This window comes from Paenibacillus nuruki, from assembly GCF_001721045.1.
GTDB classification, from domain to species: domain Bacteria; phylum Bacillota; class Bacilli; order Paenibacillales; family Paenibacillaceae; genus Saccharibacillus; species Saccharibacillus nuruki.
Genome location: NZ_MDER01000070.1, coordinates 61,266 through 85,809, shown reverse-complemented (window position 1 = coordinate 85,809; position 24,544 = coordinate 61,266). Strand labels below are relative to the sequence as shown.

Here is a 24,544-nt window from a genome sequence, read left to right as displayed (position 1 = left end):
GCACTGGCTTTTCCTATCTGCATAGGAGTTCCAGTGCGCTTTAAAATAATGATTATCAGATATTGTAGACTATTCTTGCATCCATTCGTGATGGAATGTACCTTCTTTATCCAAACGTTTGAACGTATGTGCACCGAAGTAGTCACGTTGAGCTTGTAACAAGTTTGCTGGTAATCTTTCTGTACGGTAGCTATCGAAGTAAGCCAATGCACTAGAGAATCCAGGAACCGGAATACCGTATTTCACAGCGATGGATACAACTTCACGCCATGCATCTTGATATTCTTCAACTACACCTTTGAAGTAATCATCAAGCAATAGGTTTTTTAGACCGGAGTCTTTATCATAAGCATCTTTGATGTTTTGCAAGAAACGAGAACGGATAATACAACCGCCACGGAAAATCATAGCGATATTACCGTATTTCAAATCCCAACCGTATTCGTCAGAAGCTGCACGCATTTGTGCGAAACCTTGAGCGTAAGATACGATTTTGGAAGCAAACAATGCTCTGCGAACTGCTTCAATAAATTCAGCTTTGTCGCCTGTGAAAGCATCTGTTTTAGGTCCGTTTAGAATTTTACTTGCTGCTACACGTTCTTCTTTCATTGCAGACAAGAAGCGTGCAAATACAGATTCAGTGATCATAGACAATGGAACGCCTAGATCCAATGAACTTTGACTTGTCCATTTACCTGTACCTTTTTGTCCAGCAGAGTCAAGAATAACGTCAACCATAGGTTTGCCAGTTTCTTTATCATATTTAGAGAAGATATCAGCTGTAATTTCGATCAAGTAGCTATCTAGTTCGCCTTTGTTCCACTCGCTGAAAATAGATTGTAATTCTTCAGCAGAAGTTCCTAGAACAGAAGTTAACAAGTTATATGCTTCACCAATCAACTGCATATCGCCATACTCGATACCGTTATGCACCATTTTTACATAGTGTCCAGCACCGTCTGGTCCGATATATGTACAGCAAGGATCGCCATCAACTTTAGCAGAAATTGCTGTAAGAATAGGTTCTACCAATTTATAAGCACTTTCTTGTCCACCTGGCATAATAGCAGGTCCTTTAAGTGCGCCTTCTTCACCACCGGATACACCTGTACCGATAAAGCGGAATCCTTGAGCTTCCAAGTCTTTGCTACGACGTTGCGTATCTGGGAAGTAAGCATTACCACCATCAATAATGATGTCACCTTCAGCTAAGAAAGGAATCAATTGTTCAATCGTAGAATCTGTTGCAGATCCTGCTTGAACCATAATTAGAATTTTGCGTGGAACTTCCAAAGAATTAACAAACTCTTCGATAGAAAATGTTCCTGTTAGGTTTTTGCCTTTTGCTTCTTCAAGCAAATCGTTCGTTTTTTGCGGAGAACGATTGAATACAGATACTGTAAAGCCTCTGCTTTCAATATTTAAAGCTAAGTTCTTACCCATAACGGCAAGACCGATTACACCAATTTGTTGTTTAGACATTTCTGGTTCTCCATCCTTTGCTTCAATATTTTGTATTCATGATTTTGCATAAAATAAGTAGGTTCAATTCATCATTTTACAGGTTTTAATGTCATAAGGAAAGTCTCAAAACGTGATCTGACCAAAATTCATAGAATTGTTGAAAGAATTGTGAATATTTTGGCTATCTCAACAAATTATTTTGGAGATCACGTTTTAAGGTTTACTTTTCCAAACGAATAAGTTCAAAACGAAGATTTTCCAACACTTTTTTACATTCATCAATTTTTTCAGTATCGCCTGTTTTGATCGCTTCATTCAATCGATCTAACGATTCATCAATTTGCGTCTCTATATTTTCCAATCTCTGTTCACCTTCCGTCGATAAAAAAAGTGTGTGTAATGCTTCATGCGTTAACGTCGATTCTTTTTGATATAATACACGCTGTTCGAAACCCGATATTTCGACCATACGAATCACTTCACCAAACAATATGTTTTCAACAAGAATCTGTTGATCTTTAAATCGTTTGACGATTGCATGCCCACGTGTATCGCCGATTAACTTCTCCATCCATTCAGACAAACGCGAATCATGGATACGATAATCTCCGATCAATTTGTATCCTTCTTGTGTTTGTTGAAAACGTAATTTGGTCATATGATCATCTGTACGGATCGATACGATAAATGAATCCTCGGTTTCTCTCCAATACAGTGAATATCCTTCTTTGATCAAATCACGAATCAAATTTTGAATATCACGCCGCTCAAAACGCAATTCCAAGTTACAATATTCCACTTCATAACTTTTATTCATCATAATCCCTCCTTTTCAAACAATTGGTTGATCTGTATGTCATTCTATATATCTTTCTAGCTGTTCTGTGATTAATTGATAAAATATACAAAAAAAAGTATAAATAACGAATGCTATTTTGGAAATAAGCACTATAAAGAGTATTGTTGTATATGCAAACTTTAGTACAATGTATACTTATTATAATTTTACCCCTTTACAAGGTTGTCTAAGCACTAAAGCATACAGATACATGTAATCTTCATGAAATAATCGTATGCTCTTATGCTATAATAAACGCGGCTTATCGGTACACTTATATGGATGGATTTGGAAAGAGGGGCATTTTAAATATGAATAATGTTGAATTTAAAAGATTTGATTCGAAAGACTTTGATGTATTTACTATCGATGGTTTGGAGCCACGTATGGATGCGTTGATTCAGACGATTCGACCTAAACTCACAACAATCGGTGAACAGATACAGCCTTATCTGGCTACACTATGTGGTGAAGAAATGTATGTACATGTTGCCAAACACGCTCGTCGTACGGTGAATCCACCTAAAGATACATGGGTAGCATGGGCATCGAATAAACGTGGATACAAAGCATTACCTCACTTTGAAGTAGGTATGTTTGGCAGTCATGTCTTTATTGTATTTGCAATTATCTATGAAAGTCCACGTAAAGTAGATTTTGGTAAAGCATTACAAACCGATTGGAAAAAAGTAAAACAAATGATTCCTGATGAATTCTACTGGTCTACAGATCATATGTCACCACAAGCTAATATTCAGGGTGAACTGGATGACCAGTACTGGTTGGATACCGCAGAACGATTACAACATGTCAAAAAATCCGAGATCGTATGTGGATTACGTATCGAAAAAGATGATCCATTGCTTCAAGATGGTAAAGCTTTTATCGAAAAAGTAGAACAAACTTTCGAACAATTACTTCCGTTGTACCGAATGGCATTTTAATATCGACCTTCATATGAATCTATAAAAACACCTTATCTGCGATGTAAGCACATAAGGTGTTTTGGTATGTTTATCTAAGATTAGGTCGATGACGTATCATGATCCAATGAATACAAAACAAAATAAACATTGAACTAGCACTGACAAAAAAAGGAGCTTGTGGACTAATACTATCCCATAACTTTCCAGAGACTAGAGGCCCAATCACAAGCCCTGATCCTTGTAACGTCAAAAACAACCCCCAGATCATACCTCGTTCTTGCGTAGGCACAAGCTTAGCGAGTAACGAATTCCAAGCGGGCAAAATCATCGCATAACTCAAACCTATACCCACTACAAATATCCATATCCAAAATAAAATTCTAGTAGAAGCCATTCCGACTAATGCCGTACCTGCAAGTAAAAACCCAATATGCAGAAAAAAGCGACTGCCAAAACGATCGATCAGACGACCTGCTGGAATCAGACCCAGTGCAGTCACACCGCCACCTACAATTAATAAGCCGTTAAAATACGCAGGCGTTAATTCGAGTTGGCTGACCACATACAACGTGATAATAGGTGTAAGAATACCTAATGCAAAAGATTGTAGAAATAATGCCGGATATAATAAAGGATGGATATGTAGCGAACGAATCAACGATACATATTGCTGTATCCGTTGCTTACCTGTAATTCGAGAAGTTGATCGGTGCTGTAGCTGTTCATCCGATTCAGGATCAGCTTCTAGAGCATAGACTTCTTTTTTACGACCTGGTAAGCATAAAGCAATTCCTAGTACTACGGTCATACAGACTAACATCATCCAAAGTGTCGATTGATACGATGTGCCACTGATCCAATTGACAGTTACGGGTCCAAGCCCGGCACCTCCAAGAGAAGCTATTTCTATAATGCTCATCGATGTTCCATATTTGCCATCAGCCTGTGAAAGACTGGTAATCTGCGACATCACACAAGGCCATAGAGGAGCACTTCCTATCCCCATCACTGCACAAGCAAAGATTAGCCAGCCTGTACTTTTTTCGGTTGCCATAATAAAAACAGCACCCAGTACAAGAACCATACCGATCGACATAATCATTCGGAAGCCCAATCGTTCTGCTAACCAGCCAGCAGGACCTCGAAGTGCATTGTCCCCTACATATTGCAATGCAAAAGCAATACCGATTGCAAACGCAGGTAATCCAAGTACATGGCCCATATATACAGGCAGTAAAGTGACTAATAATCCACCTTTAACAAATTCCACTAAAAAAATAAGGAGCCATAGGCATACAAATACAAAAATATGACGTTGACGCTTTTTTGCTTGATTCTGCTGGTCTGTGATAGAATTCGAAATCGATACCATTAATGAAGATGACTCCCTTCAAGTCTAACCCTGAATGTATACCTCTTTATAGATCATGCATTTTATCTTATCATAATAACTATTGCATTCCCTCCACGTTTTGCTATACTCATTTTGTTTGGCAAAATGTTGTATAAGCATTTTAGCCTATGAATCATTATTTGACATCAGAAAGGTTGTGACAGCTTTAATGGATCATCAGCAAACGCCGCTTTTTACCGCTCTTCGAGAACATGCGGCAAGCAATCCCGTCCAATTCCATATTCCAGGGCACAAAAAAGGAATCGGAAGTGATCAGGAATTTCGAGAGTTCGTGGGTGACAATACCCTTTCTATAGATCTGATCAATATCGCACCACTGGATGATTTACACCAACCTATGGGTGTTATCGAGCAAGCACAAAAATTAGCTGCTGATGCTTTTGGCGCTGATTATACGTATTTCTCAGTTCAAGGAACAAGTGGTGCTATTATGACTATGATTTTGTCGGTCTGCTCACCCGGTGACAAAATTATTGTTCCTCGTAATGTACACAAATCAATCATGTCTGCGATTATTTTTGCAGGAGCGAAACCTGTATTCGTGTCTCCAGCACGTGATGAGAACTTGGGGATTGATCATGGCATTACGACTTCATCGGTACGCCGTGCTCTAGATCGTCACCCTGATGCCAAAGCTGTTCTTGTGATTAACCCGACTTACTTTGGTGTGTGTGCAGATTTGAAAGAAATCGTGGATCTTTCGCATAGCCGGGGTGTTCCCGTATTAGTTGATGAAGCGCATGGTGTATTGATTCATTTCCACAAGGACTTACCGGTCTCTGCGATGGAAGCCGGTGCAGATATGGCTGCTACCAGTGTACATAAGCTTGGTGGCTCTATGACTCAAAGTTCTGTCTTGAATCTAAATGTAAAAAATGGTCATGTGAATCCTCACCGCGTACAGACCATTATTAGCATGCTGACTACAACATCTACTTCATACATCCTACTCGCTTCTTTAGACACGTCACGTCGTAATCTAGCGCTACACGGACATGATATGGCAGAGCGCACGATCAATCTGGCACAAGAAACACGTCAGAAGATCAATGATATTCCTGGATTATACTGCTTTGGTAAAGAATTGCTTGGTGGTGAAGCTACTTTCAATTACGATCCGACGAAGCTGACGATTCATATCCGTCATTTAGGAATAACAGGCTATGATGCAGAGAACTGGTTGCGTGAGCATTATAATCTAGAGATTGAACTTAGTGATATGTATAACATTTTGTGTCTGGTGACTCCAGGGGATACACAGGATAGTGTAGATATTCTGGTACGTTCGTTAACGGATATGGCTTCTCAATATTACAGCACAGACGGTTCCAAAGAAATTCATGAACTGGTGGTCAAAATTCCAGAGATTCCGCAATTGTCACTGATTCCGCGTGATGCTTTTTACGGGGATACAGAAGTGGTTCCTTTCAAAGAATCCGCAGGACGCATTATTGCTGAATTTATTTATGTATATCCGCCGGGTATTCCGATTTTGCTACCAGGTGAAGTCATTTCACAAGAAAATATCGATTATATTACCGATCATGTAGAAGTCGGTCTGCCTGTTAAAGGGCCTGAAGATCGTACGGTTCATCATGTCAAAGTGATTGTCGAGACAGACGCTATTTTCTAAACATTCAATTACCTTTCTATAACATACAAAAAAAGCCGGAGCGAATACTGTATAGAAATATACAATATCCATTCCGGCTTTAGTTATAAAGTGATGAATCTTATTCCGATTCTTCAATAAGCTCGCCGTATGCTTTCTCTACAGCTGCCCATTCTTTTTCGTCTTCGATATTTTGCAATTCGAATCCGTCTTCTTCTTCCTCAAGACGCATGATATAACCATCTGCTTCAGGGTTGCCACGCTCTAGTAGAAGTGCATACAATTTCTCGCCCACATCAAATGTTTCAACAAGAACCATTTCTACATCATTACCTTCATCGTCAGTCAATGTTAATACATATTCTTCCGCTTCGTGGTCATGGTCGTGATCATGATTGCAATTTTCATCATGTACATGTTTATCGCTCATTAGGATAACCTACTTTCAGTATAAAATTGAATGTCATTTAGGTTCATAAATAGGTACAATACCTTGGATTCATGAAATAATACTTGTGTATCTTACCACTTTCCCCTAGACAGGTCAATTGAGAGTCATACCTTGAACAGATCCTAATCGATGAGAGACTAATCAGATATCATGATTATTGATTGAGCGCCGTAATTACCTTTTGGGATACCAGTACATAATCGCTAGCTTTGGACTTTTTCATATAAAATCCGACTGTATACTTGCCTGCGCTATTAAAGTCGTATGTGAAATCATATGTGCGGAACCAGAAGTTATCTTTTTGTTGTGTAATATCCTGACTTTGGATATCTTTTTGATTCCCTGAAGGATCGATAATCGCTACTTTCACAGCTACAATATCCGTTTGTAAATTGTCGACTTGACTAAATACGTTGAATTTGAGCTTTCCTTTACTGACGTTGCCAAACGCCGTATCATTTTTGAATAAAAAGATATGTACGTTAGGTTTGGTAAGTTTGACCGTTTTGGCATCATTATCATAATCGACAATGCCTTGAATTTCACGCAAAGGCACATAGGTTTTGCCATCGATCATGTACGCTCCATCACTAACCTCACTTCCATTGATCCAGACTTTAATCTTTTGACTTACAGCATCTGCAAATAGCACTGAACTGCTCATTAAGAAAAAGGCTAATGCACAGACTGCAACTCTTTTCCATATCACGTAAGAACCCCTCCTTTTATATTTAGAAAAAGCTTATCGACTCCAATTCTTTCTGTATTATAAAAGCATTGTATCTCTATGCTGATCTTCTTATACATATATACTCCATTAGTCCCGTTCAGTTGCGGTGAAAAAATTGTAACCTTTTGACATATGGTCACTCTTCTGCATTTTCACCTTTAACTCTTATTAAACCAATGAATTAAAGTTGTATCTCTGCGGGTTGGCTATAACAGGATTATATTCATCATTTCCCTTCTTGGTTCTATTCATGGTACATTGAGAAGGAAGAATGTCTAATGATCATATAAGACATATCTAGATCATACGTACAATACAGACAGGAGGAATACTGTGTCTATTGAACTACAAATGCTAGGAACAGGTAATGCTTTTGCCAAAAATTATCATAATAACAACGCCCTTCTTCATGTAGGCGACTATACGTTGATGGTGGATTGCGGTATTACAGCTCCACTGGCTTTACATCAATTGGGCAAAACGGTCAATGAAATAGATGCGATTCTAGTGACTCATATTCATGGAGATCATGTTGGAGGACTGGAAGAGCTAGGCTTTCAAATGAAATTTATCTATAATCGTAAACCGGTTCTATATATTGCAAGTACATTGGTTCGTCCACTATGGGAGCACACGTTATCCGGTGGAATGACCCAAGAAGGAATAGAACGAATCGAAGATGTGTTTGATGTGAGACCGATTGTGGCTGAACAACCGATTACTTTAACCGAAGGGCTGGATATTGAATTGATTCAGACTCCGCATATCGATGGCAAGAATAGCTATTCCTTTTTACTGAATGAGACTATTTTTTATAGCGGAGATATGAAATTCCAACCTCATCTGCTGGAACATTTGGTATATGAGCGAGGGGTGCAGACCATTCTGCATGATTGCCAATTACATCCTCCGGGTATTGTTCATGCTACGTTAGATGAATTGCTGTCTTTACCAGAACAAGTACGTTCGACTATTCTGTTGATGCATTATAACGATGATAAAGATGATTTTGTAGGCAAAACAAAAGAAATGACATTTTTGGAACAACACAAAATTTACACGTTAGGATCATAAACCTCCTATCAGACAGATCAACAAAACAAAAAAACCGTGCCCTATGCAACTGGCGCGGTTTTACTACGTTCATTCATGTCTATACATAGGTGAAAAGATTAGATCGTGACAACAAGTTGCTTTTTCATACTAACATGAGCAATACCTGCATCATCAAAAGGCTCTTCAGAAATCGTGATATATCCCATTTTATTGTAAAATCCTTCAGCTTGACATTGAGAATCAAGTAAAGCTTTTTCAAATCCATTTTGACGCGCATAATTTTCCATACCCAAAAGAATAGATTTGCCATATCCACCTCTACGATAACCAGGCAACACAGCAATACGTTGCATTTTAGCTGCTCCATTTTCATAACGAATCATACGGCCTGCGGCAATACTTTCACCATCTTTTTGCAATAAAAAGTGGTAAGCTACACCATCATTAGGCAAATGATCGTACTGATCTATTTCTCGACTCTCAGGAACTTTCTGCTCTACAACAAATACTTGTTTCCGGATTTTTAAACATTCTTCCAGTTGTTGTTGAGTTTGAACGCGTATCACTTCTATCGCCATTTTGTTTTGCTCCTTCGATCTTTCCATTGTGGACTCTTTATAATTGTATCATATAAATGGAAGATATAGACGGCTATTGTTGGGATATGGTGGATAAATTCTATTTCTATGCTGATCCAAAACAGCTTGATGACAGAAAAAAACAGCCCTTTTCCATAGCGAAAAAGACTGTTTTATCTACAAATTAACGTTGATTATTTACAAATGCTTGATTCAATATTTCGATATCTTTAGCTAACATTTCTTCTGTATATTTACCCTGTCCAAAGTTCACCATAGCACGTAAAGGCATTCCTTTGACCATAGCAGACATCATATCATCACTAGGATCAAATAATTCGCCCATTCCTGAACGTTCTAACAATTCTTTAGCCAGTTGTTGAGTCGTTGGGTGTGTTGTAATATCACCCATCGTTGTATTACGGTCAATCGTAATCGGAAGTTCTACTGTCGATTGTATCTCTACCGATTGTTGCACACGAATATCACGAGAAGAAGAACCGATTAGAATCTCAAATGTTCCTGATTCTACATGCCAGTCCGCAATATCTACATTGTAATAAGCGAACGCACGTTTATCGAGGGTAAACTGTACTGTCTGACTTTCCCCTGCTTGTAGATGGACTTTAGCGAATCCTTTCAATTCTTTTTGCGGACGTGTCACTGTACTCTCATGATCACTTACATACAATTGTACAATTTCTTTACCTGCTGTCTTACCTGTATTGGTAATCGTCACACTCACTTTGACTTTATCTTGATCGCTGTATTGCTGACGATCTAACTGTAGATCACTATATTCAAATGACGTATAACTGAGTCCGTAACCAAATGGGAATAAAGGCTCTACTTGCTTGGTATCATAATAACGATAACCTACAAAAATACCTTCACGATATTCGACCCGATCTTTTTCCCCCGGGAAATATAAAAATGATGGATTATCACTTAAATGCATAGGGAACGTTTCTGCTAATTTCCCGCTTGGACTTACTTCACCAAAGAGTAGATCCGCAACTGCACCTCCAAATGCTTGTCCACCCAGATATCCTTCCAGTACAGCTTTGGCATGGTTGATCCACGGCATTTCTACAGGTGAGCCGTTACTAAGAACAATAATGAGATTAGGTTGTACTTTAGCAATTTCTTCGATTAATTGTTGATGATTTTGCGGAATATTGAGATGAGTTCGATCATATCCTTCAGATTCATACCGATCAGGTAAGCCAGTAAACAAAATAGCTACATCTGCTTCTGCTGCTTGTTGTACCGCTTCTTGGACTAATGCGGTTTGGACATCATCGCTATCAAGATCATATCCAGCTGTATACGATACCTGACCTTGATCACCTACTAATTGAGTAATTTCGTCAAATGCTTTATCCAGTTGAGTTGGATTCACATGGGAACTGCCGCCGCCTTGATAACGAGGATTTTGTGCAAATTCACCGATCACCGCAATTTTTCCTTTTTTAGCAAGAGGTAAAAGGTGATCTTCATTTTTGAGTAAAACCATACTTTCTTGTCCTATTTTGCGTGCTAGTGCATGATGTTCATCTGCATTATACGTAGCATCTGCTTGTCGTTGCTCGACCGCTTTGAAAATAAATTCCAAAATCTTGGTAACGGCTTGATCTAATACCTCTGCATCCAATTGTCCTTCTCGAACAGCTTTGACAATTTTGGCATCACCAATACCATTATTAGCAGGCATTTCAAGTTCTAATCCTGCACGAAGACCGTCTACACGTTCGTTCACAGCGCCCCAATCGGAGACTACAAACCCTTCAAATCCCCATTCTTCACGTAATACTTTAGTTAACAGAAATTTATTTTCTCCTGTATATGTTCCATTTAATTTATTGTAAGAACACATAACGCTCCAAGGTTGTGATTGCTTAACCGCTCCTTCAAAGCTAGCTAGATAAATCTCACGCAATGTACGCTCATCGACAATCGCATCTACACTCATACGACGTTCTTCTTGATTGTTAGCGGCAAAATGCTTGAGTGATGTACCGACACCCTGACTTTGTACCCCTTGAATATGATGAGCAGCTAATTCCGCAGAAAGATAGGGATCTTCAGAAAAGTATTCAAAGTTGCGTCCACATAACGGCGAACGTTTGATATTGGTTCCAGGTCCAAGCAATACAGCTACATCTTCTGCTTGTGATTCTTGACCTAGTGCTTCCCCTACTTGACGGATAAGATCACGGTTCCATGAAGAAGCCATGCCTGCTGCTGATGGAAAACAAGTCGCAGGTACACTATCGTTTAACCCTAGATGATCAGCTTCTTTCCCTTGCTTACGTAATCCATGCGGCCCATCGGTCATCATGACAGACGGAATATTTAAACGTTCGATCGGTTGTGTTTTCCAGAAATCAAGACCTGAGCAAAGACTCGCCTTTTCTTCAAGCGTCATTTGAGATAATAATTGTGGAATATTAGTTTTCATTATGTCCTCCTTGAATAACTGTACTTATCCATAAATCGTTATCACTTCACTTACCCAATATAAGCATAGACTGAAATCAATAGTTCGTATGGTACGATCCATATGTAATTGGTACTTATCTGAATGATTATAAATAAGGTTTAAATAACACTCGAAAAAGAAACGTATGTTCGTATATAATAAAAATATAAATAAGAACAAATGTTCGGATAGGAGAATACGATATGTTATCCAAATATATAGGCGAAATTGTAGAAATTGTGTATATGGATCGTTCGAATCAATTGACTCAACGACGCATAGAGATCAAGCATATTCGTAAAGGTCTGGTATATGCAGACTGTCTACGTACAGGAAGTCCACGTACATTTCGTGAAGATCAGATTTTGGCATGGCAACCTGCGAAGTCCAAGCTGAAGCCTACGATTAAGCCTGTTCAACCGCTTCATCCTCGTCTAACAGGATACACTGCTTCTCCGACGAGAGCAGAAGTTATTCCTCAGACGTTCACTAGCTCATCCTCTCATGCTGTCACTACATCTGTGGTTAGACCTCCTGCAACCAAACGTAAATCTATGTCGTTCAAAGCTACCCGTTCCCTTCGTCATTCTACACCGTCTGCTCTTGCTTCTACTTCTCCTACTCAGGTTTCTTAACCAAAGCTGTGGAAAGTGTACTCCCTTTTTAGAATACTGCTTATCCAAAAAATATTTGCTGATGTACACTACATCTTATGCTGATTAGTACAGCAAAAAGCGCAGCTTATCATGATAGGCTGCGCTTTACTTGGTATATATGAGGATAGAATCATTTTTTAGGATGAGCGAAATGGGGATGGGGACGATAATCTGACTAACAATTGATGATAAGCTTCTAACTGCTCTGCCTCATGAATAACTTTGCCAGATTCTACATACATTATCTTACCTGTTCCTTCACCGATTGAAGAATGCTCTTGTAATATACGATATAGATTTCGTGCTGTGCCTTCTCCACCATCAATAATATCTACTTCTTCTGGAAAGAAATGATGCAAATGTTCTCTAAAATAAGGAAAATGAGTGCATCCTAAGACGATAGTTCCATATTGATTGGGATCAAGTCCAGATAGCGCTTGTTCCAAATAAGACTGCACTTCTTCCTCTGCGAATTGACGCTTTTCAGCTAATTGTACCAACTCTGGCAAAGCCAAACTTTCTACAATATCAGCAGTATCAATAGAACGGACTAAATTTTGAAATTTTTCTTCTTGTAATGTTAATGTGGTTGCGAAGACCAATACCTTTTTGCGCTTAATCATACTGTTCTGAACCGCAGGCTTCACTGCTGGTTCTATACCTAGAATAGGAAAGTCATAAGCTTGACGTAGATCATTGACTGCTATACTGGTAGCTGTATTACAAGCAATCACCAGCGCTTTAATATCTTGCGCAGCTAAATAATCTACCGCTTCAAAAATATACTGACGCACTTCGTCTTTCGGCTTTTCACCATAAGGCACATGCTGAGTATCTGCATAAAAAATATAGTCTTCCTCTGGCAATACTTTTAACATCTCATGTAAAACAGTTAATCCACCAATCCCCGAGTCCAACACACCAATTTTCAATTTATTCACTCTTCTTTCAAGACGGCAACTTGTTGTCTTTGTAATAAAGTCGTTCTTTCATTATAACTTTTCTTGTTTGTTTTTTAAAATCAAACCTTATTTAATAGATAATGCTCACTGTTCGACTTTATTCCTTAATATTCATTCTTCTTGGTCTTGTTCTTGTTCTGTCGATTGAATATAAGTTACCGATTCGTGTAATAACTGAGCGAAAGATTCAGGATAATCATGATCCAGTTCAGGAAGCTCAATATATTGGTAATCTACATGCGCTTCTTGTAGAGCTTCGATCAATTCCATCGTACCTGGTAGACAATCATCGTCCCATTCTCCACACATAATCGAAAGTTTAACACCAGCTTCCTGTAATCCCGCTAGCCCTTTCTCCCATTCTGAAGCTTCTGGTAACCACGGTGCGACCAGAATCAAGCCACTGAACGCTGTAGGGTCTTGAATCGCAGTATATAGAGACACTCTTGCTCCTGCTGAGAATCCACCCACAATCGGCTTCAAGGATGTAGTTGAAGGGCTTAGAGCATCTTCGGTCATAATATCACTAAGATGCCATTTCAATTCTTCTACACCTTGCTCTACATCTTCCCACTCATACGCATCGGTGAACAGAATTTGCGAAGATTGAGGTAAAGCTAGACGGTAATGATGATCTAACAGACTGATCCAATAAGGTTCTGCAATTTCGATATTTTCCTGATCACCATGTAGAGCAATAATCGTCTGTTGTATTGTATGATCTTCTTGATCATTCGGGTACAGAATTTTCAATTCAGGTGTAGACTCTTCGCGTGCTAACGTTTCTCGTTCTACACATAATTCGACTAATTTTTGAAATTCATCTTGATCACGTAAAGACTTCAAATCTTCTTCTTCCAGTAAGTATGTGGAAGAATACCAGTATCCTTTTTCCAAAATAGCTTCTTGTAGTAGTTGTAATGCTTCTGTATTCATACCTGAAGCAGCCGCTAAAGAATAACGGAAATTATACACTTGTGCATCGTTACCTTTTACTTCATTCGCATGTTCAGTTATATAAGTATAAGCTTCTTGACTGCTCTGCTCTGCCAAAATTTCAAGTGTTCGGTTAATAAGACGTGTGTATGTTAGTGTAGTCATGTCTTCAGCTCCTATAATGTCAAAATAAGAAAAACCCTTGAAATGATGATTCAAGGGTTCTTGCATACGTATTGTACCAAATTCTGATACGATAACCTATTCTATCTTATTGCGCGGTTACAGCTCCATCAATGGCATAGACAGCACCATTGATATAAGGTGCTTCATCTCCTAATAAGAAAGATACTAGATTCGCAATTTCTTCGGGTTTGCCTAATCGTCCCGAAGGAATACTATCAACGGTTGCTTTCATGGTCTCTGGATTCTGTCTTCCGAATTCAGCTACCATCGGTGTCTCGATTGTACCGGGTGCAATTGCATTCACACGAATATTGTTTTGACCGTATTCAATCGCAGCGGTACGCGTCAAACCGATAATCCCATGCTTGGTAGCGGCATAAGGAGCTACTGTCTGTACACCGACTACACCTGCGGTAGAAGCTGTATTGACGATAGACCCGCCACCTATTTTAAGCATTTCAGGAATAACATATTTCATCCCATAAAATGCTCCACGTAAATTAATATTAATAATCTGATCAAATTGCTCAATACTATGATCAGCTAATTTGAGTCCAGGACCGGAAATCCCTGCATTATTAAAAAACATATCGATTCGTCCAAATGTAGCTACTGTTTGCTGAACAAAATGCTCTACTTGTGGTGCTTGGCTAACATCAGCAGCAATAAAAAGCGCTGTGCCTCCTTTGGCTTCGATCATCGATACCGTTTCTTGCCCAGCTGTTTCCGAGATATCTACCACGACGACCGTAATGCCGTTACCGCTTAATTTGAGAGCGGTAGCTTGACCCAGTCCACTTCCTGCACCTGTAATAATAGCTACTTTTGATTGTGTATTCATCGTACGCCTCCATCAGATCAGTCTTTATGATTACGATATGATCTTAGATGAACCTACTCTGTTCCGCAATCCTCAATTAGCCTGCTATCTATTACTGGCTCATTAGACTTACTTCTCTACTCGACTTAAAAAAGCTTTGGTACGATCTAACTGTGGGTTGCCAAAGATTTGAGCAGGTGTACCTGATTCTGCAATTTCACCTTTGTCCATAAATATAACTCGATCAGCTACATCTCTAGCAAAATTCATCTCATGTGTGACCACAACCATAGTAATCTTTTCTTGCGCCAATTGCTGCATCACTCGTAACACTTCACCTGTCAATTCTGGATCAAGTGCTGAAGTCGGTTCATCAAAAAGCAAAATATCTGGATTTAGCATCAATGCTCTTGCGATCGCTACCCGTTGTTTTTGCCCGCCAGATAGATTAGCTGGTAGTACATTCGCTTTATCCAACAATCCTACTTTATTCAAAATCACTTCACTGCGCTTACGGATATCTGCGACACTTTCTTTTTTCACCGCTTTGGGCGCTAATTCCAAGTTTTGTTGTACCGTTAGATGAGGGAATAGATTAAAGTGCTGGAATACCATCCCCATACGTGATGTTATTTTTTTGATCGTGTTTGCATTCGCATATTTGCCGTTCTCGACTAATGCTTGACCTTGAAATAAAATACTACCGCTGTTCACTTCTTCCAGATGGATTAGGCTACGTAACATCGTACTTTTACCTGAACCAGAAGGTCCGATAATCGCAACCACTTCACCCGGTTCCACTGTAAAATTCACACCTTTTAATACTTCGAGATCGCCAAAACTTTTTTTGAGTTGTTGTACTTCAATCATTGTCATAGATAGACATTCCTTTTATTCAAATTTAAATCGACGTTCTAATCCTTTGAATAGCAACGTCAATACTAAAGTCATTAATAGATAAATAATACCTGCTAGTACAAATGGAGTGATCGTAAAATCACGATTGACTGCTGTTTGTGCAAAGTGAAGCAGTTCTGGTACCGCTACAGCATAGAGTAAGGCGGTATCTTTGACCAGTGTAATCGACTCATTAGCAAGTGAAGGTAACGCCACTCGAATCATCTGTGGAACAATCACTTTGGTCATCGTTTGCCATTTGCTGAGTCCCAGTACTTGCGCCGCTTCATGTTGCCCTTTATCAATCGACAATAATCCACCTCTGAAGATCTCTGCGAAATAAGCTGCATAATTCAGTATAAATGCAAGCCCTGCCGCTACAAAACGATCAAACACCAGATAATCACCTATAATCGGCAACATCGGTAATCCAAAGCAGAAAAAGAGTAATTGTAACAGTAATGGGGTTCCACGAGTAATATAAATAAACGTATGCGCTAACCACGATAACAATTTGATACTGCTATTGGCTAACAATGTAATTCCAAATCCTAAAGGAATAGATAACACAATTGCAATCAAAAACAGAAGAATTGTATTTTTGGCTCCCTCTAGTATGGGTCCTATAATTTGTAATAAGTAATCTACACTCATCGTATTCGACTCCTACATCTCAACATTTTTAATTTACATCTGATTATTTACAAAAGAAAACCGGATTGTATCACTCAACCGGTTTTCTGATGACTTTTATATGGGTGTACTCTTGTACGCTTTGCAAAACATGTATACATCATCTTGATGATTATTTAAGAACTTTGTCTTCACCAAACCATGTAGTTGAAATTTTGCTAGCTGTACCGTCGCTATTTAATTCATCTAATGCTTTTTGCAGACTATTGAGCAATTCTTCATTACCTTGCTTCACACCAATACCATATTCTTCAGGCGATAATGATTCATCCAATAATTTAAACGTATTCGGTTCTTTGGACATATAGTAACGAGCAACCACTTCATCAATAACGACAGCATCCAAGCGACCATTTTTCAAATCACTTAACGCCAGTACGTTATCCGGGAACTCACTTACTTCTTTCAGCTGTGCTTTGATCGGATTAGCTGCTAAAGCATCTGAAGCAGAAGATAGCGACTGTAGACCGACCGTTTTACCAGCTAGATCATTGAATGTAGTGATTGGCGAGTTAGCAAGCACAGCAACTACTTGACTATTCGCTAGATAAGGTTTGGTGAATAGTACTTTTTGCTTGCGTTCATCTGTGATTGTATATCCGTTCCAGATCAGATCAATTCGACCACTATTTAATTCAGATTCTTTGGCAGACCAATCAATCGGTTGAAATTCGACTTGCTTACCCATTTTAGCTGCGGCAGCTTTGGCATAATCAATATCAAATCCAACAATATTATTTTGTTCATCACGGAATCCCATCGGTGCAAATTTATCATCAATTCCGATGACTAGCTTGTTATCATCTTTGTTAGCTCCACTAGAACATCCTGCTAATACCAATAAAACCACACTAAATATCAATAATAATCCTGCTATTTTTCTCTGTTTCATATGATCGCTCCCCTTACAATTTACCGAACGCTTTAGTTCGTTACCACGTTATCAGAACCACTATAATAACATAGCATGGAATTGAAGTCGAGCGCTAGAGTAGAGAACAAAAAGATATTTGGTGATTTCATGATTTGGAGTATGTATTCAACCACTAGTAGGAGTTCTAAAGATTAAAATGGCATATAAAAAGCACCCATTTCAGGGTGCTCATCACATCAATATTATACAGCTTCCAATGCGTTCATAAAACGCTGGATATAATAAGTAGGAATATTTTGTTCCATCCAGTCTGTAATATCTTGATATACCAAGCTATATTTTGTATTTAAATATTGAGGATGTGGCAACACTTCAACTTCCTCAAAATAATTTTTAACTTTGCGACGCAAATTACGCAGAACTTGCTGTTTGGATTCTACATCTTCGCGATCTTCGATTAACAAATGATCTTCTAATTGATTACCATCATTCATCATAATTTCGCGACTATACATATAACGTTCGCCTACACTTAATTCGCTTTCATAAAAGTTAGCATATACTTTATTGTCTACAATAATACGTCTACTATAGATACGTTTCAATTCGCCCATAACACGATCGAATTTTCTATATTTTTCGACTCCGATGGTATCAATCAATTCACAGATTGTTTTTACCGCTTGCTGGTGATTTTCTTCTTTACTATCAAATAACTCAAAGATATCTACTTTTTTGTAACGAAAACGGATATACGATTTGGATAACTTACCATACATATAAAAAACAATACTAACATCAAGAATCTGGTCATTGTACTGCACATCCATATTGACATATCGGTGCTGTTGACGCATAAGATTCTACCCCTTTTCTTGTTGAATTGATTGGGCTAGTAAATCGTTTATTCGACAAGGTGGATACCTTTAAAATAAATGTACTAAGCTACCATCGTATCCAAATAAATGTAATCTATACAAAGATTTAACCTTTAAATTACAATTCAAATCAAATGAAGCACAGTTATTAACAAATATATTTACAACAAGCCAAAATTTAAAACCTTTTTTTCTTCGATTATGTGGATATTATCTGTTATTTTGTTGGAGTATCCAGAGATATCAAGGTTTTTTTTTCATCTTTTTCTAGATAAGACATTGTCGTATTTGAAAAGATCATTCTTATCATGTAAACACCTAATGTAAAAGAGTGTACTGATCTATTGTCTGCTTATGATCAAATTCATCTGGTATGAGATGAAGAAATAAGGTATGTAATTTACTAATATACACAAGTGAATCATTGTGTAATATATCTGTACACATGAAAAAACAGGCGAACAGTGAAGTTCAGCCTGTCTTTATATAGGGTACGATTTTATAGTTATAATTAAGTCGTATAGTATGAAGTTTAGTTAGTAGTGGATGTATATCTGCTTATCAATTCACTAATTTTACCTCTAACGGCTAAGTCGGAATTCTGACGGTTTTTCAAAATAGCATGTACTTGATCGACAAAACTATTTTCGGTATCTTTTGTTTCCATTAAAGGTGTTGTTGCCATAGATTCTAAGTTCATCATTATTCCTCCACATCAATTAATACGTTCTCGAATGATACGCTTATTTAATATGACCCCGATTACAGACGTTTAAAACACATTTTGATTAAATTATTGGAAATACTTGGCAACTCTTTCGATACATAAATTGATTGTAATCGTTATCAATTCGTTCCAATCGCTTGTTTAACGAATTTTTCGGTAACAAAAAAAGTTCCAAAATAATATTGGAACTTTCTGTTGAATACATTAACCTTCTGCTATATCTGCTCGTAATGCACTAGCCACTTCGATCATTTTCGGGATCACAGCTTCATTCGTGCCTGAGACGTAAAGATCGCCTTCATAATGACGGAAAGGAATCGAAGCTGTACCAATATCCCACAAAAAGAAGTCTCCGTCTATCGACATCGTCGCTTCTCCTTTGACTGTGAACACAGGAGTATACGTAAAATCCGGTTGTAGTGCAAAATAAGTCTTGCACTCTTCCAAAGTAATCGGATCTACTTCACCTTCGAGTTGTTGCATCTCTCTTGTAATACGGTAACGCTGAATCATATGATGTCGCTCCTTTTATTGAAAACTACTTTTAATGCATAATCACTATTTTCAATCATTATGATTTGTAGTTATTTATTTAGTACTTAATAAAGTTTTAAAATAACAAAAAAAGCCTTAAATATCAAGATTTTTACTAACACTTATTTTTAAATATATCTATTTTAATACATAAAATGATATTGTTCTAGAAAATAAGTAAAATGTTATCACGTAAATAGTTTAAATATATCTTCAAATATTCTTTGTTGACTTGATGTGCACTTCAAGTAGTAGAATGAGGACATCCTAAGCGCGGGATTCATTAACTTTCACCCTTTCTAGAAAGTAGGGAATCAAAATATGAATACAGAAATAGTTTATTGTATAGGTGAATTAGGCGAAAAAACAGGGCTTAAAACTGAGACTATTCGATTTTACGAGAAGTTAGAGTTGATGCCTGTACCTAATAAAAAAATGAATGGACATCGCATATACAAACAAAGAGATTTAGATCGTCTTCTATTTATTGTGAAATTAAAAAAAACAAGTATGACTCTTCAAGACATCAAACAATATCTCAGTTATTCTGATGCCGGACAATATGAAGAATGTTATAACATTCTTCAATATCAACAAAAAGAAGTAGAAAACGAATTAAAAAGTATACAATCTACCTATGATTTATTAAGTTATAAAATAGGTAATTTCAAAACATTAATTGAAACTACTCGAGGAGTGAAATTGAATGAACACCAAAACATTAGGACAGAGTAATATTGAAATATCTGTATTAGGACTAGGTTGTATGGGAATGTCAGAATATTATAGTGGACGAGATGATGCAGAATCGATTCGTACTTTACATCGAGCTGTTGAATTAGGTATTAATTTTTTAGATACAGCAGATACCTATGGAGTCGGAGCTAATGAAGAACTGATTGGACAAGCATTCAAGGGAAGACGTTCTGAAATTGTATTAGCCACTAAGTTCGGCTCAATGCGCGGAGAACATGGCTCATTTTTAGGGGTTAACGGACATCCAGACTATGTAAAATCTTCTTGTGAATCGAGCCTTAGACGTCTAGGAACCGATCATATTGACCTTTATTACCAACATCGTGTTGACCCTAACATTCCCATAGAAGAAACTGTTGGAGCTATGGCAAAGTTAGTAGAAGAAGGTAAAGTACGTTGTTTGGGTCTATCTGAAGCTTCTGTCAATCAAATTAAACGTGCTCATAACGTCCATCCTATTACTGCTTTACAGACTGAGTATTCACTATGGAGTCGTGAAGCCGAAGATGATTTATTTCCACTATGTAAAGAATTAGGAATCGAGTTTGTTGCTTACAGCCCTTTAGGACGTGGTTTTCTTACTGGTCAGATTAAACGTTATGAAGATCTAGCAGAGGATGATGCTCGTCGCAACCTTCCCCGTTTCATTGGAGATAATTTTCAACGAAATGTTGATCTAGTAAAACATATTGAAGCACTCGCTCAACAAAAAAATGTATCTACTTCACAACTAGCATTAGCTTGGATGATCGCACAAGGTGTTACGCCTATACCTGGTACAAAAAGAGTAAAATATTTAGAAGAAAATGTTGGTTCTGTTCATATCGAATTAAGCAAAAATGAACTTGAAAGTATTAATGAAATTTCACCTAAAGGTATAGCATCTGGTGGTCGTAACGTAGAAAGCCAAATTCCAGATTGGTCTGCTGAATAAAAAACAAAAAAAGCCCTTGATAGACAAGGACTTTCGGTTATGACCTGTAGTGGGATCGAACCACTGACCCCTACCCTGTCAAGATAGTGCTCTCCCGCTGAGCTAACAGGTCAAAATAAGTATGACAACTTCCATATAATATCAAGAATTTATAACGTTGTCAATCACTTGCTTGGGTTCGTGTATGCGCTCGATATGTAATCTTCTAATACTGTGTCCAATACGATTCTGGAAGAGGAAGTACAGTCTTTTCTTTGCGCTCCCAACCCTGAATCATAACAACACTATTCACTTCAAGTTTGTTATCCCAGTATATGTATTGTTTATGTTCGAGTGATAATAAAATCTGACTCAACTCTTGAGTCGTCTTGCCTGTTTTGAAAGATAATTCTCTCCATTCTGGCATACGACGGTACAACGAAAAAAAGTTATACAAAATACGCAACAACTTACGTTCATTATCTTCTAACATGATGTATCTCTCCTTCTGATCACAAATCCAATAGACATGTAATCATATACGAACTTTTGTTCTTATTTTAAATGAAGTACTGCCTTTTGGCAAGTTTAGTTAACAAAAAGACTCTACCTCATGAGGTAGAGTCTTCCTATTAGCTAGATCACATCAAGTGAATACATTGATTATTATTGTTTAGCAGGAACAACTTCTTTTACGTTCACAGTAGTCGACACTTTTTTATCGCCGTATTCTACTTTAATTGTTGTTGTCCCTTTAGCAAGTGCTGTAATTTTACCTTCAGTAACTGTAGCGATATTGGCTTTGGTACTTGTCCATGATGCTTCTTTCGTTACATCCACTTTCAGACCTGTATCATATTCAGCCACGACCTGAACCGATTTAGCATCGCCAACAGTCAATTTCAAAGCTTTCTCAGAAAACGTTAATTTTTTCAACTTCGCTGTTACATTGACTTTAACTGTCGATGTTAAGCCCTGGTATGATCCTGTCAACGTTGCTGTTCCTAGATTCACGGCTTTGATGCTTGATCCTTTAACTGTCGCTACAGAAGGATTAGAAGACACCCAATTCATTTTGGTAGATAGGTTTACAGATTTACCTGTTGCCGCATATGTTCCTACCGCTTTAATAGATTTGCTCTTTTTGATATTCAATTCAACCACTTCTGGCGTAACTGTGATTGATTTAATTTTAGGTTCCATCGTTACTGAAACTTTAACGATTTTGTTAAGGTAAGTTCCTTTAAGCGTAGCTTTACCATTTAGCAATGCTTTTGCTGTAGAACCTGTTAACAATAAGCTTTCAGAAGAAGAAGTCCAGTCGATATCTTTACTTACATCAATCGTAGAACCTTCTACTGTCATTGCTTCTACTTTAGGCAAGCTTGAAGATTCACCAACAACAATACTTAAAGTCGTTACATCTGGTGTTAATACAAGCAATTTCGTCTGAACCGATACCGGTACAGTTACTTTAAGGTCACCGATCGTACCCACTAGATTGACCTTACCTTCGCTTTCAGCTTCTACTTTAGTACTTGTAACTGAAGCAACACTTCCGTCACCTGCACTCCATTCTACAAGCTTAGATAAGTCTACTGTTGTTCCATCTACTGCTGTACCTGTTACTTTAGGAAGTGTAGCACTATCTCCTGTAACCAAATCGATTGAATCTACACTAGATTCTACTTTTTTCATAGTTTTGTAGACTGTAACTTTGAAGCTCTTTGTATAATCTTCATACTCTGCTTTGATCGTAGAAGTACCTTCTACCCACGGAGTAAGCAAACCTTTATCTGCTGTTACGTTGATTGCATTAGATGAAGTCCATTTCACATCACTCGTTACATCTGTATTTACGCGAGTGGCGTCAGCTACTTCTGCTTTGATTTGTTTAGGCGTATCACCGATAAACATCACTTGATCTTCTTCAGGTGTTAGCAACAATCCTTGGAAAGAAGAACGTACATAGATCGTTTGTGTATCTGCCAATCCTGCATATCTAGCAGTTACTGTTGTTGTTCCTTGTTTGATTCCTTTTACCGTACCCAGAGATACAGTGGCTACTGCTGCACTGTATGTAGACCATGTTACTGAAGAAGTGACATCTTCTGAACTACCATCTGTTTTGGTAGCTGTTGCTGTAAATGTATAAGGCTGTCCGATCGTTACATTTGCTGCTGCATCTGGTGAAATTTTTAATGCTGTATAGGGTGAGTTCACTGTTACTTTTTTAGTAGCAGATAGATCGCCATACTTAGCAGTGATTGTCGTTGTTCCTGTGCCAACCGGCGTAATACTTCCTGCTTTAACTGTTGCTACTGTAGATGCTGAAGAAGTCCATTTCGCTTCGTCAGATACATCTTCCGTATTGCCTGCTCCGTCTACTGTCGATACTGTCAAGTCAGTAGCATCATCATCTAAAGATAAAGTTAACGCATTATCGTCGGTGAATTTGAGTGATACGGCAGTCGTATTTGCTGCGAAAACTCCGGCTGGAAATAGTGTGCTTGCCACGATTACAATTGCAAGCATCCATTTTGCCATTTTTGCAGTATGTGTCATTAATTTCTCCCCTTGTGTACAATATTTGTGTTCAGCTCTGTCCATTCCTGTATTAATATCGGTTGGAATACTATATTTTTGAAGATAAATGATCCAAAATAAGGCTATAGTCCTGTAAATTCTCTTCTTTTTCTGGAAAATCAAGGGGTATTTTCATCACTATGTAGTTCAGCATCCACGTAGAGAACGTACAATAAATCGATAATCGGATTTACGCAAAATACGTCCATTTCCCAAAACAACTTGTTGATGATCGTGTCTGACGATCTGCGCTTGAAGTTCAACCAGTCGATCACCTTGCCAGATCATAACTTGGGAGCCGAAAAGAATAGCATTATCGAATTGCACAGGTAATTTCATAATATAGCCGATATGATTCAGTTCTGCTGCGGAAGACTCTAACTCTTGTGGTAACTGTTCTAGTTCTTTAATGTACAAAATATCATTGAGCAGAACATTGATCGCACCCGGTTGCAGAATCAATCTATTTTTACTTTCATCCCAGTACTGGATCGTACCGTACAAGCGAGAAGAATATTCATCATCTCGGGTGACTACTACTTTTTTACCTTCCCAATGCTTCATCTTTTCACCTC

At 38.0% G+C, this 24,544-nt stretch carries 25 protein-coding genes and 1 tRNA gene; 6 read left to right on the top strand and 20 right to left on the bottom strand.

Going from position 1 to position 24,544, the window contains the following annotated elements; all coding sequences use genetic code 11:
• Positions 1-69 precede the first annotated feature (69 nt).
• A complete protein-coding gene (gene gndA, locus PTI45_RS18215) occupies positions 70-1,482 on the bottom strand; it encodes an NADP-dependent phosphogluconate dehydrogenase (RefSeq protein WP_069329007.1) in 1,413 nt (470 codons plus the stop codon).
• A gap of 202 nt (positions 1,483-1,684) precedes the next feature.
• Entirely contained in the window at positions 1,685-2,281 is a 597-nt protein-coding gene (locus tag PTI45_RS18210) for a hypothetical protein (protein WP_069329006.1), read from the bottom strand.
• 332 nt (positions 2,282-2,613) lie between these two features.
• On the opposite strand from PTI45_RS18210, the gene PTI45_RS18205 reads away from it, so the two are divergent.
• Positions 2,614-3,246 carry a YktB family protein gene (locus PTI45_RS18205; protein ID WP_069329005.1) on the top strand — a complete coding sequence of 211 codons (633 nt, stop codon included), beginning with the start codon at positions 2,614-2,616 and terminating at the stop codon, positions 3,244-3,246.
• Between the two features lie 70 nt (positions 3,247-3,316).
• On the opposite strand, the gene PTI45_RS18200 is transcribed toward PTI45_RS18205, so the two are convergent.
• The gene (locus PTI45_RS18200) at positions 3,317-4,600 is read right to left on the bottom strand and encodes an MFS transporter (RefSeq protein ID WP_069329004.1); all 1,284 of its coding nucleotides are present in this window, start codon (positions 4,598-4,600) and stop codon (positions 3,317-3,319) included.
• A gap of 190 nt (positions 4,601-4,790) precedes the next feature.
• Between PTI45_RS18200 and PTI45_RS18195 the strand changes: the two genes are divergently transcribed.
• Positions 4,791-6,275, top strand: a complete 1,485-nt coding sequence (locus tag PTI45_RS18195; RefSeq protein ID WP_069329003.1) for an aminotransferase class I/II-fold pyridoxal phosphate-dependent enzyme — start codon at positions 4,791-4,793, stop codon at positions 6,273-6,275.
• A 100-nt stretch (positions 6,276-6,375) separates the two neighbouring features.
• Here the strand turns inward: PTI45_RS18195 and PTI45_RS18190 are convergent, their stop codons facing one another.
• On the bottom strand, positions 6,376-6,684 hold the full coding sequence (locus PTI45_RS18190; protein WP_069329002.1) for a DUF1292 domain-containing protein: 309 nt from the start codon (positions 6,682-6,684) through the stop codon (positions 6,376-6,378).
• Between the two features lie 175 nt (positions 6,685-6,859).
• Positions 6,860-7,414, bottom strand: a complete 555-nt coding sequence (locus PTI45_RS18185; RefSeq protein ID WP_069329001.1) for a stalk domain-containing protein — start codon at positions 7,412-7,414, stop codon at positions 6,860-6,862.
• Positions 7,415-7,768: 354 nt separating this feature from the next.
• Between PTI45_RS18185 and PTI45_RS18180 the strand changes: the two genes are divergently transcribed.
• Positions 7,769-8,509, top strand: a complete 741-nt coding sequence (locus PTI45_RS18180; protein ID WP_069329000.1) for an MBL fold metallo-hydrolase — start codon at positions 7,769-7,771, stop codon at positions 8,507-8,509.
• A 98-nt stretch (positions 8,510-8,607) separates the two neighbouring features.
• Here PTI45_RS18180 and PTI45_RS18175 read toward each other — a convergent pair whose 3' ends face one another.
• Both PTI45_RS18175 and PTI45_RS18170 read right to left on the bottom strand, forming a co-directional pair.
• A complete protein-coding gene (locus PTI45_RS18175) occupies positions 8,608-9,069 on the bottom strand; it encodes a GNAT family N-acetyltransferase (protein WP_069328999.1) in 462 nt (153 codons plus the stop codon).
• Between the two features lie 184 nt (positions 9,070-9,253).
• Positions 9,254-11,530 (bottom strand): glycoside hydrolase family 3 C-terminal domain-containing protein, encoded by a 2,277-nt coding sequence (locus PTI45_RS18170; protein ID WP_069328998.1) that lies wholly within the window; start codon positions 11,528-11,530, stop codon positions 9,254-9,256.
• A 224-nt stretch (positions 11,531-11,754) separates the two neighbouring features.
• Here PTI45_RS18170 and PTI45_RS18165 point away from each other — a divergent pair, with 224 nt between their 5' ends.
• Complete coding sequence (locus tag PTI45_RS18165; RefSeq protein WP_069328997.1) at positions 11,755-12,186, top strand: hypothetical protein; 432 nt, start codon at positions 11,755-11,757, stop codon at positions 12,184-12,186.
• A 158-nt stretch (positions 12,187-12,344) separates the two neighbouring features.
• Here the strand turns inward: PTI45_RS18165 and murI are convergent, their stop codons facing one another.
• From murI to PTI45_RS18125, 9 genes are all read right to left on the bottom strand, one after another.
• Complete coding sequence (gene murI, locus PTI45_RS18160) at positions 12,345-13,139, bottom strand: glutamate racemase (protein WP_069328996.1); 795 nt, start codon at positions 13,137-13,139, stop codon at positions 12,345-12,347.
• A gap of 141 nt (positions 13,140-13,280) precedes the next feature.
• Positions 13,281-14,270 (bottom strand): alpha/beta hydrolase, encoded by a 990-nt coding sequence (locus PTI45_RS18155; protein ID WP_069328995.1) that lies wholly within the window; start codon positions 14,268-14,270, stop codon positions 13,281-13,283.
• 106 nt (positions 14,271-14,376) lie between these two features.
• A complete protein-coding gene (locus PTI45_RS18150; RefSeq protein WP_069328994.1) occupies positions 14,377-15,132 on the bottom strand; it encodes an SDR family NAD(P)-dependent oxidoreductase in 756 nt (251 codons plus the stop codon).
• Positions 15,133-15,240: 108 nt separating this feature from the next.
• On the bottom strand, positions 15,241-15,987 hold the full coding sequence (locus PTI45_RS18145; protein ID WP_069328993.1) for an amino acid ABC transporter ATP-binding protein: 747 nt from the start codon (positions 15,985-15,987) through the stop codon (positions 15,241-15,243).
• A 15-nt stretch (positions 15,988-16,002) separates the two neighbouring features.
• A complete protein-coding gene (locus tag PTI45_RS18140; RefSeq protein WP_069328992.1) occupies positions 16,003-16,662 on the bottom strand; it encodes an amino acid ABC transporter permease in 660 nt (219 codons plus the stop codon).
• 151 nt (positions 16,663-16,813) lie between these two features.
• Complete coding sequence (locus tag PTI45_RS18135; RefSeq protein WP_069328991.1) at positions 16,814-17,593, bottom strand: amino acid ABC transporter substrate-binding protein; 780 nt, start codon at positions 17,591-17,593, stop codon at positions 16,814-16,816.
• A 224-nt stretch (positions 17,594-17,817) separates the two neighbouring features.
• Complete coding sequence (locus PTI45_RS18130; RefSeq protein WP_069328990.1) at positions 17,818-18,432, bottom strand: hypothetical protein; 615 nt, start codon at positions 18,430-18,432, stop codon at positions 17,818-17,820.
• A gap of 553 nt (positions 18,433-18,985) precedes the next feature.
• On the bottom strand, positions 18,986-19,153 hold the full coding sequence (locus PTI45_RS24220) for a hypothetical protein (protein WP_175425216.1): 168 nt from the start codon (positions 19,151-19,153) through the stop codon (positions 18,986-18,988).
• Between the two features lie 231 nt (positions 19,154-19,384).
• Positions 19,385-19,693, bottom strand: a complete 309-nt coding sequence (locus PTI45_RS18125) for a hypothetical protein (protein WP_069328989.1) — start codon at positions 19,691-19,693, stop codon at positions 19,385-19,387.
• A 342-nt stretch (positions 19,694-20,035) separates the two neighbouring features.
• On the opposite strand from PTI45_RS18125, the gene PTI45_RS18120 reads away from it, so the two are divergent.
• Together PTI45_RS18120 and PTI45_RS18115 are read left to right on the top strand one after the other, a co-directional pair.
• Complete coding sequence (locus PTI45_RS18120; RefSeq protein WP_069328988.1) at positions 20,036-20,449, top strand: MerR family transcriptional regulator; 414 nt, start codon at positions 20,036-20,038, stop codon at positions 20,447-20,449.
• The gene (locus PTI45_RS18115; protein WP_069328987.1) at positions 20,421-21,404 is read left to right on the top strand and encodes an aldo/keto reductase; all 984 of its coding nucleotides are present in this window, start codon (positions 20,421-20,423) and stop codon (positions 21,402-21,404) included. Before PTI45_RS18120 ends, PTI45_RS18115 begins: the two co-directional genes overlap by 29 nt.
• A gap of 40 nt (positions 21,405-21,444) precedes the next feature.
• Here the strand turns inward: PTI45_RS18115 and PTI45_RS18110 are convergent.
• From PTI45_RS18110 to PTI45_RS18095, 4 genes are all read right to left on the bottom strand, one after another.
• A tRNA-Val gene (locus PTI45_RS18110) sits at positions 21,445-21,516 on the bottom strand.
• A 93-nt stretch (positions 21,517-21,609) separates the two neighbouring features.
• A complete protein-coding gene (locus tag PTI45_RS18105; protein WP_069328986.1) occupies positions 21,610-21,876 on the bottom strand; it encodes a hypothetical protein in 267 nt (88 codons plus the stop codon).
• A gap of 173 nt (positions 21,877-22,049) precedes the next feature.
• Positions 22,050-23,948, bottom strand: coding sequence for an Ig-like domain-containing protein (locus tag PTI45_RS18100; protein ID WP_069328985.1), 1,899 nt, complete (start codon positions 23,946-23,948; stop codon positions 22,050-22,052).
• Between the two features lie 168 nt (positions 23,949-24,116).
• Complete coding sequence (locus PTI45_RS18095; RefSeq protein ID WP_069328984.1) at positions 24,117-24,533, bottom strand: hypothetical protein; 417 nt, start codon at positions 24,531-24,533, stop codon at positions 24,117-24,119.
• Between the last annotated feature and the right edge of the window lie 11 nt (positions 24,534-24,544).